Source organism: Empedobacter sp. 225-1 (genome assembly GCF_030328185.1).
GTDB classification, from domain to species: Bacteria; Bacteroidota; Bacteroidia; order Flavobacteriales; family Weeksellaceae; genus Empedobacter; species Empedobacter stercoris.
The window spans coordinates 18655-32135 of the sequence record NZ_JACALO010000017.1 but is presented as its reverse complement, the minus strand read 5'-3'; the positions used below and the strand labels follow the sequence as shown (position 1 = coordinate 32135).

Sequence of the window (13481 nt, the reverse complement as noted above, 5' to 3'; positions counted from 1 at the left end):
AAAACAGTTACAAAGCTATTCAACTAAGCGCTTTTTCAACTAATTTTGTGTTTTATTTTTTAGTCAATAATTATGCCTCAAAATGTAACTATTCGCATTTCTCCTGCAGAAGCAGCAAATGAAAATATTTTAAAACAACGTTTAGCATCTGCCGTTAAAACTAAACCCGAGAATATCAATGCTTATCAAATCATTCGTCGCTCATTAGATGCGCGAAGTCGAAATATTATCACTCAATTACAAGTTAATGTTTTTATCAATGAAGATTTTTCGGATGCTTTCGAGTTTCATCCAAATCTTCAGAATGTTGAGAATAAACACGAAGTTTATATTGCTGGTGCTGGTCCTGCTGGATTATTTGCTGCGTTAGAATTAATAGAACAAGGTCTGAAACCAATTATCATCGAGCGTGGTAAAAATGTTCGTGATCGTCGTCGTGATTTAGCAGCAATGAATAAAGAAGGAAAAGTAAATCCTGAATCAAACTATTGTTATGGTGAAGGTGGAGCTGGAACTTATTCGGACGGAAAATTATATACACGTTCTACAAAGCGTGGAAATATTCTGAAATCTCTACAATGGTTTGTACATTTTGGCGCAACAGAACGCATTTTACAAGAAGCTCATCCTCATATCGGAACCAATAAATTACCAGGAATTATCGCCAACATGCGCGAAGCAATTATCGAATGTGGTGGAGAGGTTTGGTTTGATACAAAACTAACGGATATTCTTATCGAGAATAATCAAATTAAAGGAATTGAAATTAATCACGATAAGAAAATTAAAACATCATCGCTTATTTTAGCAACAGGACATTCGGCTCGTGATATTTTCAATATGTTGAATGAAAAGAATGTTTTAATTGAAGCTAAACCATTTGCATTAGGCGTTCGTGTAGAACATCATCAAAATTTGATTGACTCTGCTCAATACCATTGTCCAATTGAAAATCAACGCAACGAATTCCTTCCCCCAGCATCCTATTCATTAGTTTCGCAAGAAGCCGGTCGTGGTGTTTTCTCTTTTTGTATGTGTCCTGGTGGAATTATTGCGCCTGCTTCTACAGATGAAGGAGAATTGGTCGTAAATGGTTGGTCGCCATCTAAACGAGATGGTTTTTTTGCTAATTCGGGAATGGTTGTAACAGTTGATGAAAAAGATTTTGCAAAATATGGATTTACTGGACCTTTGGCTGGAATGAAATTTCAACAAATGGTAGAACAAAAAGCATGGCAAGCAGGTGGAGGAAAATTAAAAGCTCCTGCTCAACGAATGACTGATTTTGTTTCAGGAAAATTATCAAATTCGTTAAATGACTGCTCTTATTTACCAGGTTTAACATCTGGATTATTGAGCGATGTTTTACCAAAAGAAGTTCATCAATCATTACAATTAGGTTTCCAAACATTTGGTAAAAAAATGAATGGTTACTATACCGAAAATGCAAATATTGTGGCAACAGAATCCAGAACTTCTTCACCTGTTCGTATTCCGAGAAATGAAGAAACCTTAGAACATACGCAGGTTGCAGGATTATTTCCTTGCGCTGAAGGTGCAGGTTATGCGGGTGGAATTATTTCTGCCGCCATGGACGGAGCAAAAGTTGCAATTGCTGTGAAGAATTTTATCGAAAAATAGTTTTATATTTAATACTCAAAATAAAATACAGATGTCAAGCTGAACTTGTTTCAGCTTCGCATCTTTAGAAATGATGAATCTCTTAAAATCTATACTATTTGTTGGTTTAGGTGGCGCTTTTGGTAGTGTTGCAAGATTTTTAATTTCATACGGAATCGGAAAATATTATTCACAACCATTTCCGTTGGCTACATTTTTGACAAATAGTATTGGTTGCTTTTTGATTGGAATTTTATACGCTTATTCAATTAAGAATAATATAGGAAATACGTATTTCAATTTTTTATTCATCACCGGTTTTTGTGGAGGATTTACTACTTTTTCAAGTTTTTCATATGAAAATTTCAACTTAATTCAACAACAAAATGTAATGACATCCCTTGTTTACATTTTATCAAGTGTTGTCATTGGAATTATTTTTACACTAATTGGATTTAGGCTTATAAAATAAATCATTATCAACATATTATATTTTTCTTTATGGTAGATAATAAAAAAATCTTATTTTTAAGAAATCTAAAATTATCACATGAGGAAATCTTTTCTATTTTGCGGAATTATGTTTACTTCCGTTTTAACTTATGCACAATTAAAGACTGTGAAAAAAACAGACAACAAAGGATATACTTACGAAATGGTAGAAAATGATCCTTCTAATACAAGAATCTATACCTTAAAAAATGGTTTAAAAATTTATTTAGCTCAAATAAAAGACGAACCAAGAATTCAAACACATATTGCTGTAAAAACCGGTTCTAACAACGATCCAGAAGACAACACTGGTTTGGCTCATTATTTAGAACACATGGTTTTTAAAGGAACTTCGAAAATTGGAACTCAAAACTGGGCTGCAGAACAACCTTTGATCCAACAAATTTCTGATTTATATGAGCAGCATAAAGCAGAAAAAGATCCGGCTAAGAAAATCGAGCTTTATAAAAAAATCGATCAAGTTTCGCAAGAAGCTTCTAAATATGCTGTTGCAAATGAGTACGATAAATTAATTTCATCGCTTGGAGCTTCAGGCACAAATGCACACACTTCTTTAGAGGAAACAATTTACCATAATAATATTCCGAACAACGAATTAGAAAAATGGTTAAAAGTAGAATCAGAACGTTTTAACGAATTAGTTTTACGTTTATTTCATACAGAATTAGAAGCTGTTTATGAAGAATTTAATCGTTCGCAAGATAATGATGGACGTTTAGTTTTCTATAAAATGATGGAAACATTGTTCCCAAAATCGCATTACGGAACACAAACAACAATTGGAACTTCAGAGCATTTAAAGAATCCTTCAATGGTGGCAATTCATAATTATTTTGATAAATATTATGTTGCGAGTAATATGGCAGTTCTATTAATTGGAGATTTTGATTTTGATACAGCTGTTCCGATGATTGATAAATATTTCGGAAATTATGCTACAAAACCAGCTCCTACACAATATGTAGCAAAAGAAGAGCCAATCAAAACAATCGTAACAAGTGAAGTGTTCAGTCCATCTTCAGAGCGTGTACAGTTTGCTTACCGTTTTAATGGTGCAAATAGTTCTGATACTAAATATGTTACGCTAATTGATTACATTTTGAGTAATTCTACTGCAGGATTAATCGATTTAAATATCAATCAACAACAAAAAACATTAGGTGCAAGTAGTTCTTCATCTTTCTTTAGAGATTACGGAATGCATTCTTTTTCTGGATCACCAAAACAAGGTCAAAATTTAGAAGAAGTTCGTGATTTATTAATCACTCAAATCGAGAAAATTAAAAAAGGGGAATTCGATGATTGGATGATTGAGGCTGTAACGAATGATTTGAGAAAGTCGCGTATGAAAAGTTGGGAAAACTCACGTTCGTTAGCTGCAAGTTTATACAAATCGTACATTAATGACATTCCTTGGGCGAAAGTTGTGGATCAATACGATGAAATGAATCGTGTTACTAAGCAAGAATTAATGGATTTTGCGAAGAAAAATTACACTGATAATTATGTAATTGTTTACAAACGTCAAGGTGAAAACAAAAACTTAGTTCGTGTATCGAATCCTGGTATTACACCAATTCAATTAAATCGTGATGCTGAATCTACTTGGTACAAAGACTTTATGAACATCAAATCGAGTGAGATTAAACCAGTTTTTGTTGATTTCAAAAAAGAATTGAACGAAGGAAAAATCAACAATACAAAGTTCACTTCAATCCAAAATAAAACAAATGATATCAGTTCTGTTTACTACATCGCTGATATGGGAGCTGATAATAACAAAAAACTTGGTTTAGCGATTAATTATTTAAACTACTTAGGAACTTCTAAATATTCACCAGAAAACTTAAAAAAAGAGTTTTACAAAATTGGAATTGATTATGGTGTGAATACAGGAACTGAGAGAACTTCTGTTTATATCACAGGTTTACAAAAGAATTTAACAAGTGGTATCAAATTATTCGAACATCTTTTAAGTGATGCTGTTGCTACTAATGAATCGTACCAAGAGTATGTAAATAAAATATTGAAATCAAGAGAAAATTCTAAAAAGAATAAAAATGTGATTTCTTCTATGTTGAATACGTATGCTCAATATGGACCAGACAATCGTTCGCGAGATATTATTTCTGAAGCAGATTTGAAAGCAATTGATCCGAAAGAATTAACACAAATCATTAAAGATTTCTTTAATTACAAGCATCAAATTTTCTACTACGGAAATAATGAAGCTGAAACGAAAAAAGCGATTGAACAAAATCATAATTTCGGGAAGAATTTAGATTATCCAAAGAAAAAAGTATATCCTCAACCAGCGACCGATGGTAAAGTATATTTTGCACCTTACGATATGGTACAGTCGGAAATTAATTTCTTTGCACGCGACTCTAAATACGATCCAACGTTATTAACATCAACCGGAATTTTCAATGAATATTTTGGTGGAGGTTTATCGTCTATTGTTTTCCAAGAAATTCGCGAATCTAAATCTTTGGCTTATTCAGCTGGATCTTTTTACATCAATGCGAACAAAAAAGATAATTACAACTATGTGAGAGCAGTAATTGGTACACAAGCAAACAAATTACCACAAGCTGTTGATGCTATGAAAGAGTTAATGAATAATATGCCAAAGGCAGAAAATCAATTCAATAATTCGAAGCAAGCAGCGCTAAAGCAAATCGCTACAAGTCGCTACACAAAAGCAAATGTATTCTTTTATTGGCTGTCTTTACAAGATAGAGGTCTTAACTATGATATCAACAAAGATATTTACGAGCAAACATCTAAATTAACATTAGATCAATTGGATCAATTTTTCCAAAAACACATCAAAGGTCAGAAATTCAATGTAGGTTTAATCGGTAAAAAAGACAACTTAGATTGGAATGCTGTTCAAAAATTAGGTGATGTTAAAGAATTAACATTAGAAGAATTGTTTAACTATTAATCTTGTATTCAATTATAAAATCAATAAACGCGTTTAGGAAATCCTACAACGCGTTTATTTTAATTAACAACTTACTCTTAATGAATATCTAATCGAAAATTAAATAAGGTTCAATCTCATTAAACTTTTCTTCACTAATCGCATAACATTTTTTCAATGTTTTTGCATCCTTAAACTTACCTCCTAACGAACGTTTAAATTTTAAAATTGTGTTGACTTGTTGTTCCGTAAAGCCCAGTTTTATCCAATCTTCATGATTCAAATTATTCGGATTAAACTTTTCTGTTAACTCAATTTTTTCAACTTTATTTTCTACAATTTTAGATTCTACTTTTGGTAATTCAGCTTTATATTCAACATTATTTGGTAAATCAATATAAGGCTCCATTTCTTGATATTTTTCATCCGAAATTATATAGCATTTTTTTATTTGCTCTTTGGTTTTAAACTGACCACCCAAAATGGTTTTATATTTCAAAATAGAAATTGCTTGTTTTGACGAAAATCCTAACTTTTGCCAATCTTTTTCCGAATAATTATTTGGATTAAATTTAATATACTGAATATTTTTTCCAATTTGTTTACTTGATAATTTTTCGTCTTCTTTTGATTTTTCAGGCAATAAAATATAAGCGTTCATTTCTGCATATTTCTCATCATCAATCACAAAACATTTTCTAATTTGTTCTTTTGAAGTAAATTTTCCACCAATAATTTGTTTGTATTTCATAATTGTTTCAGCCTGTTTTGGAGAAAAACCAAGCTTTTCCCAACCTTGTTGAGGCAAATCATTCGGGTTAAAATTCTTATAAACAACTTTAGTTTTTGAAAATGTATAATCAATAAAATTTGATTTAGATTGTGTAGGTAAAAGAATAAACGGAGATAGTTCCCTGTACTTTTCTTCATCAATCACATAACACTTTTTGATTTGCTCTTTTGAGGTAAATTCACCCCCAACTATTCCTTTGTATTTAATAATAACCTCAGCTTGACGTTCAGAAAACCCAAGGCTCATCCAACCTTCCAAAGACAAATCATTTGGATTAAAAGGTTTTAGCGAATCTTTTAATTTATTTACAGAAGTTGTATTAAAAGCATAATTCTTAGAAGATATTTGATATTTAGCCAACAATACTTTATCCGCTTCTGTTAATTCATAAGTTTCTTTTTGGACTGAAATATGCTGAAAAATTTCAAACAATAAAATCAATACAAATAACAAATACAACCCAAATCGCTGTGATTTATTTAAATAAAAAGTAGACTTTTTCAAATATTTCATTTTAGTCAGAAAAGAGATGAAAAAAATTATATATCACACCCTTACATTATCATTAAAAATGATATAACATTCAAATATTTAGCAAGTTAAGAAGAAGAAAATAAATTATAGGTTTTAAATATTTGTAAATAACAAATTACAAATCAAAGACTGATTTTCGTTTGATAATAAAACAATCTTTTACCCAAAAAAAGAACAACATCATAAAATAGCCAACAAACGCTAAACCAAAAGTCGCGAAAGCTAAATAGATAAAAATAAATCGTAATTTAGCAACACGAACACCTATTTTATCTGCAAATCTCGAAATAACATTAAACCATTCTCTTTCTGCAAAATTTCTTATTTGATCTTTCATTTAACGTAAAATTTGTTGTCCGATAGCGCAATTTAAACATTTTTTCTCGGAGCAATATCTTTTTTTGAGTTGAATTAATTGTTGTGAATCTTTCGCGGTTTTATTTTCGAAGCCAATGCGTTCAAATTCATTCAAAATCGAATTATTTTCGGGATCCATTTCATTTAACAAATCAAGGTAAAAATCAATTTCAACTTCATCTTTTTGTCGCTCGAATGCATATCGTATTGGGATAATTGTATTAATCAACAAATTATTTATTTTGTCTTTTGAAAGATTTTTGAGTTGAAATTTAGATTCGTTTTTAAATGTATAATGTGTGTTCCAAAAAGAATTCAATTCTTGTTTGTCAAAAATTTTATAAAATTCTTTTAAATTTTTAGGTTGAATAATTACTGAAAATAAACTTAAATATTGCGTATAAATTGCGGCCAATTGCGCCAATCGAATAGTAGGAAAACCTATTGGTCGCATTTTAGAAAAACGAAATAAACTATTTTCAATTGCTTGGATTTGATATTTATTTTTCAGAAAATTATATTCTTTTTTTAATTGATTAAAATATGCATTTTCATAATCTTCTTCCAAAAAACCTGCTTGTCCAAAAAATAAAGCCTCTACTTTTAACGCATCAAATTGTATCTTTTGCAACACGTTAAATGGAAAAGAATTTGACCACAATTCAAACGTTTCTACATTCACTTTTAAACCAAAATTTTTAGCTAAACTTTTGAACAATGTTTCTTCCCAATTCGAATTATTTTGTTCTAAAATGTGTAAAATATGTGTTGTTTTCTCTTCGAATCGTTCGATTAAAATTCGTTCAAACCAAAAATCAAATTGTTTAAAATCAAGTGTACTTAAAAATTCTTCGCAATAAATTTTATCCAATTTAGAATGAATAATATTTTGATAATTAAAAACAATTTCAGGTTTTACAAAATCTTGTAAAATCAAGGTTTGTACATTTCGTTGACGTAAAATATCCACTTCACAATCATGGTTCCAAACCACATGTAAAATCACATTTTGGTACGCTAAATCATCTGAATGTTGGTGCGTCAGCCAATCCGACGAGTTTACATGCATTTCTATACTACCAATCCATACTTTATCACCAATAATAATTTCTGCTTCCAAAAAATCTGGTCCTGCATGATGATTCAGTTTTCCAACCTTGATAATTTCAATAAAATCACCATGAAAAGTTTGCAAATTTTGATATAAAAATTGCTTCGAATTCCAAATATAATGTAGAAAAACCTCTTTCATAGGAAAAAGATAAACAGTTTTTTACAAAATCTAATTATAATAAACATTTAAAAATTAAATGTTTACAAATGAAAATAAATTATCTTAGTAACTTATTACTTTTATTACTATTTATGAAAAACTTTATACTTTCATCTGTTACAGCTTATTTCTTCTTTTCCTTTTCTGTAAATGCTCAAAAAGTTTTCACATCAGATGTCGATAATTTTTGGATAGCATATGATAAAATAGCTCAAACTAAAGATTCTGTATTGCAATATAAATATTTGAATGATGAGTATTTATCAAAAGGTACGGAAGGTTTAAAATTAATTAGAGAAACAAGAAATTATACCGAAAAAGATTATATCAATGCAATTAATTCTTATCCTAAATTCTGGAATTCGGTTCGAAAAAACACATTAAAATCTAAAAATATATCAAAAGATTTGAATAAAGGAATTAAAAAACTTCGATTGATTTATCCTGAATTGAAACCCGCTAATATTTACTTTACAATTGGAGCATTACGTACAAATGGGACAATAAAAGATAAAAGTGTTTTGATTGGAAGCGAGTTAGCCATGACGGATAAAAATACAGTTACAGACGAATTTCCTAAAAACCTACGCAACGCAAGACGTTTATATTTTGATAGCGAGCCTATTAATGATTTGGTATTAATAAATGTACATGAATATGTTCATACACAACAAAAGCCATTTGTAGACAATCTTCTTTCTTATGTTATTTACGAAGGTATTGCAGAATTTGTTTCTACAAAAGCAATGAATGTACCGTCCGCAGCTCCCGCTATTGCCTATGGTAAAAATAATAATGAAAAAGTAAGAGCGCGATTCGAACAGGAAATGTTTTATATGAATAACTTATATAAATGGCTTTGGGGAGATTCTCCAAACGAGTTTGGCGTGAGAGATTTGGGATATTATATAGGTTATCAGATAGCTGAAAATTATTACAATCAAGCTGAAAATAAAAAATATGCAATAAAAGAATTAATCGAATTAGATTATGCAAACAATACTGTTATTGAAGATTATGTCACTAAATCAAATTATTTTTCTAAATCTTTAGAAGAACTTCAAAAAGATTTTGAAAGCAAAAGACCTACTGTTCTTGGAATAAAACAGTTTAACAATTACAGTAAAAATGTTGATCCCAAAACAAAAGAAATCACAATCAATTTTTCTGAACCTTTAAATGGATTTAATACTGGAGTAGATTATGGTGAATTAGGCGAAGTCGCATTTTCTAAAAGTGATTTCAAGAAAAGATATTGGTCAAATGATAACAAAAGTTGGACAATTCAAGTAGAGTTAGAACCTAATAAAAAATATCAAATCCTAATTTCGAGTAATTTTAGAAATATGAATAATTATCCTCTAAAAAACTATCTGATAGAATTTGAAACTTCTAATTAGGTTTGAATAAGTAAAATCCTTGTCAAGATTTAAAGCTTTGACAAGGATTTTTTATTGTAAATTATATTTTTATTATTTCAATTCGTTTTTCAAGAATTTTCCTGTTACGCTTTTCGGATTCTTCGCAATTTCTTCAGGTGTTCCTTCGGCGACAATTTTACCACCTTTTCCTCCACCATCTGGACCAATATCAATCACATAGTCGGCAAGTTTTATTACATCCAAATTATGCTCGATAATGATAACCGTATTTCCGAATTCTACAATTTTATTGATTACTTTCATCAACACATTTACATCTTCAAAATGTAAACCTGTTGTTGGTTCATCTAAAATATAAATTGTTTTTCCGGTTTGTTTTTTTGCTAATTCTGTCGCCAATTTTACACGTTGTGCTTCTCCTCCACTCAAGGTTGTCGATTGTTGTCCAAGTGTAATATAACCTAACCCTACATCTTGCAACATTTTGACATAACGATAAATTTTCGGAATAGCTTCAAAGAATTCTACGGCTTCATTTACAGTCATCTCCAACACATCCGAAATCGATTTTCCTTTGTAACGTATCTCTAAGGTTTCTCTATTAAAACGTTTACCATTACATGTTTCACACTCGACATGAATATCAGGTAAAAAATTCATTTCTATCACACGCAAACCTGCTCCCTGACAAGTTTCGCAACGACCTCCTTTTACATTAAATGAAAAACGTCCAGGTTTATAACCTCTAATTTTAGCTTCGGGTAAATTTGTAAATAACGAACGAATATCAGAAAAAATTCCTGTATATGTTGCAGGATTAGAACGAGGTGTACGACCAATTGGCGATTGATCCACTTCGATTACTTTATCTAAATGTTCTAAACCTTCGATTTTTTTATAAGGCATCGGATCTTTTTCTGCACGGAAAAAGTGTTGATTTAAAATTCGGTAAAGTGTTTCATTTATCAACGTAGATTTTCCACTTCCCGACACACCCGAAACCACAACCAATTCTCCTAACGGAATGGTAAGATTTACATTTTTAAGATTATTTCCTGAAGCACCAAAAAGTTTCAGCTCGTTTCCGTTACCTTTTCGTCGTTCTTTTGGAACTTCTATTTGTAACTGATTATTCAGATATTTTGAGGTTAATGTATTTGATTTTAACATTTGTTCTGGCTCACCTTCCCAAACAATTTGACCTCCATTTTTTCCAGCTTTTGGACCAACATCAACCACATAATCAGCTTCTAAAATCATGTCTTTATCGTGTTCTACGACCAAAACAGAATTTCCGATATCACGCAATTTTTTTAACGAATCAATCAAACGCACATTGTCACGCTGATGTAAACCAATACTCGGTTCATCTAAAATATACAAGACATTGACTAACTGAGATCCGATTTGAGTTGCTAAACGAATTCGTTGTGCTTCTCCCCCTGAAAGGGTTTTTGAAGAACGATTCAAACTCAAATAATCCAATCCGACATCTAATAAAAATGACAAACGTGTATAAATTTCTTTCAAAATTTCGTGCGCAATTTGCTGTTGATTTGCTGTCATCGAAACAGGTACTTCTTCAATCCATTTTTGTAAAGATTTAAGATCCATTTCGGCAACATCACCAATATTTTTATCATCAATACGAAAGAAAAGAGATTCTTTTTTAAGACGCTTTCCTTCGCAAGTAGGACAAATTACTTTTTTCCCAAACTTTTTGCTGATCGAATTTGAAGAAGGATTATTCTTATCCTCCATGATTTCGGTAAGAAATTCATTTAATCCCTCAAAATCTATTTTATATGTTTTTTTGACTGAAGCAAATTTCAAATCGACGTTTAAGGTTTCTTTCAAACCATTCATCACATCGTCAATTAATTCTTTCGGTAATTTTTTGAAAGCTGTTTTTTGATCGACATTATATTTTACAAAAATTGCTTCGATTTGCTTTTCTATTCGAGTAGAAGTTTTCAATGCTTCAAATAATTCTTCTAAATTATCAAACAATGATTTGTCTTTATCTTGAAATATTTTTTCATGATTGACAACTTTCAACTCACCTAAACCAGTACAAGTTGGACATGCTCCTTTCGGCGAATTGAACGAAAACGTATTTGGTTCTGGTAATGCATACGAAACACCTGTTGTCGCACACATTAATGAGCGAGAAAAGAAACGAGATTCGTTTGTTTCGTAATCCAAAACCATTGTAATTCCGCTTCCTTGATGCATTGCATGATCAATACTTGAACGTAATCGCTGATCGTTGATTTTATCATTCAAAATCATTTTATCAACCAACAATTCGATATCATGCGTTTTGTAACGATCTAACATCATTCCAGGTGCAATATCTTTTAACTCGCCATCAATGCGCATTTCAAGAAAACCTTTCTTAGAATACGTCACAAAAACTTCGCGGTAATGACCTTTACGAGAACGAACAATTGGCGCAAGAATAGCTATTTTTTTACCTTCATATTGTTCACGAATCAATTCTATAATTTGATCATCTGTGTATGCCACCATTTTTTCATTCGTTTCAACAGAATAAGCTGTGGACGCTCTTGCATATAATAAACGAAGAAAATCATAAATTTCTGTAATTGTTCCTACTGTAGAACGCGGATTCTTATTGGTTGTTTTTTGCTCAATTGCAATAACAGGAGACAATCCATCAATTTTATCAACATCTGGACGTTCCAATCCTCCTAAAAATTGACGTGCATAAGCCGAAAATGTTTCAATATAACGACGTTGACCTTCTGCATAAATCGTATCAAAAGCAAGCGAAGATTTCCCACTTCCACTTAATCCTGTGATCACCACAAGCTCGTTGCGAGGAATCTTAACATCAATATTTTTTAGATTATGTTCACGAGCTCCGTAAACTTCAATAAAATCTTTGTCCATGTTTATTTGTAAGATTTGCAAAAGTACAAAAAAAGCCACATTTCTGTGGCTTAGTCTATTTTAAAAATTGTTAATTCTTTCTAATTTATTATTTTACAATCGGAATATAAATACGTGAAACAAGTTTTAAGCTATCTGTTTCTTTTGGATCATTCAACATCACTTCTAATTGTCGTTTTCCTAATTCTATTTTTTTCGATTGTGCGTAATTTTTCATTTTCGTAATTGTTTGACTACGTTTAGAACGTGGTCCTATATGCAAGGTTAATAAATAATTACCTTCAGGCACAACTACTTTTTGCATTCCTTTTTGCAAAGGTAAGTCCTCTATTAATTGAATTCCTGAGAAAAAAGTAACCTGATCTTTTTCTTTATTAAAATCAGTAAAATAGATATAAGGAAAACCTAAATCGAAATCGTACCCACCTTCTTCCTTGTTGATTAAAGCTTTATAAATGGTTTCGAAAGATTCATCTACTTTTTCCATAATTACTTTATCAGAAAGTTTAGCTTGTTTTTTAATCGCTAATAAATTCGTTCTTCCTAATGCTGTGATACGGAATTCACCATAATTTAGTCTTCCTTCTTTTTTATCTTTATATAAACGTATTTTAACTTGTTCGTTTAAATTATCTAATGATTCTTGAAACTTGGATTCTGGATTTTTGAAATACGCGAAATAACGGTAAAAATAGGGAATCTCTTGGCTCAAATAATTTAATTTAGCGATTGTTTTACCACTTTCATTTTGATCAAATTTCACATTCAAACTATCTAATTTTTCCCAACCATCATATTTTATTGTGTAATTCACGAAACGATTCACTGCAAAATTATCAATCGTTATTTTTCCCGAAGCAATTGCTGCATCATCAGAATCCCACGTAACCGAAATTTCATCATCATCTTGTGTATTCGTAAACTTTTTGATAGTCAATGAATCAGCTGCCGTAAATTTTTCCCATTTAGAAAACTGTCGAAGATTATAAAATTCATCATAAACCAATCCCACAGGCGCATCAAACTCATACTCGATTTCTTCATCAAACCGATCTGGCAATACGATTGGCAACAAAGCTATAATCGCAATAAGAATTACTAAAAGAAGATTTATTTGTTTCATTTATAAAATTAAAGTACAAAAATAGAAATACTTTACCGCAC

At 30.8% G+C, this 13481-nt stretch carries 9 protein-coding genes; 4 read left to right on the top strand and 5 right to left on the bottom strand.

Annotated elements, in window-relative coordinates; genetic code table 11:
* Window positions 1-72 precede the first annotated feature (72 nt).
* From HX088_RS06735 to HX088_RS06725, 3 genes are all read left to right on the top strand, one after another.
* Window positions 73-1641 (top strand): NAD(P)/FAD-dependent oxidoreductase, encoded by a 1569-nt coding sequence (locus HX088_RS06735; protein ID WP_286483739.1) that lies wholly within the window; start codon window positions 73-75, stop codon window positions 1639-1641.
* A gap of 70 nt (window positions 1642-1711) precedes the next feature.
* Window positions 1712-2092: a fluoride efflux transporter CrcB gene (crcB, locus tag HX088_RS06730; protein ID WP_284583267.1), complete on the top strand. Its 381-nt coding sequence runs from the start codon at window positions 1712-1714 to the stop codon at window positions 2090-2092.
* A 78-nt stretch (window positions 2093-2170) separates the two neighbouring features.
* A complete protein-coding gene (locus HX088_RS06725; protein WP_286483738.1) occupies window positions 2171-5083 on the top strand; it encodes a M16 family metallopeptidase in 2913 nt (970 codons plus the stop codon).
* Between the two features lie 88 nt (window positions 5084-5171).
* On the opposite strand, the gene HX088_RS06720 is transcribed toward HX088_RS06725, so the two are convergent.
* The 3 genes from HX088_RS06720 to HX088_RS06710 form a co-directional block, all read right to left on the bottom strand.
* Complete coding sequence (locus HX088_RS06720; protein WP_286483737.1) at window positions 5172-6359, bottom strand: helix-hairpin-helix domain-containing protein; 1188 nt, start codon at window positions 6357-6359, stop codon at window positions 5172-5174.
* A gap of 145 nt (window positions 6360-6504) precedes the next feature.
* Window positions 6505-6726, bottom strand: a complete 222-nt coding sequence (locus HX088_RS06715) for a PspC family transcriptional regulator (RefSeq protein ID WP_171621958.1) — start codon at window positions 6724-6726, stop codon at window positions 6505-6507.
* Complete coding sequence (locus tag HX088_RS06710) at window positions 6727-7998, bottom strand: DUF2851 family protein (protein ID WP_286483736.1); 1272 nt, start codon at window positions 7996-7998, stop codon at window positions 6727-6729.
* Between the two features lie 113 nt (window positions 7999-8111).
* On the opposite strand from HX088_RS06710, the gene HX088_RS06705 reads away from it, so the two are divergent.
* Window positions 8112-9419 carry a DUF2268 domain-containing putative Zn-dependent protease gene (locus HX088_RS06705; RefSeq protein ID WP_286483735.1) on the top strand — a complete coding sequence of 436 codons (1308 nt, stop codon included), beginning with the start codon at window positions 8112-8114 and terminating at the stop codon, window positions 9417-9419.
* A gap of 72 nt (window positions 9420-9491) precedes the next feature.
* Here HX088_RS06705 and uvrA read toward each other — a convergent pair whose 3' ends face one another.
* Entirely contained in the window at window positions 9492-12317 is a 2826-nt protein-coding gene (uvrA, locus tag HX088_RS06700) for an excinuclease ABC subunit UvrA (RefSeq protein ID WP_286483734.1), read from the bottom strand.
* An 88-nt stretch (window positions 12318-12405) separates the two neighbouring features.
* A complete protein-coding gene (locus tag HX088_RS06695; RefSeq protein ID WP_286483733.1) occupies window positions 12406-13440 on the bottom strand; it encodes a GyrI-like domain-containing protein in 1035 nt (344 codons plus the stop codon).
* Between the last annotated feature and the right edge of the window lie 41 nt (window positions 13441-13481).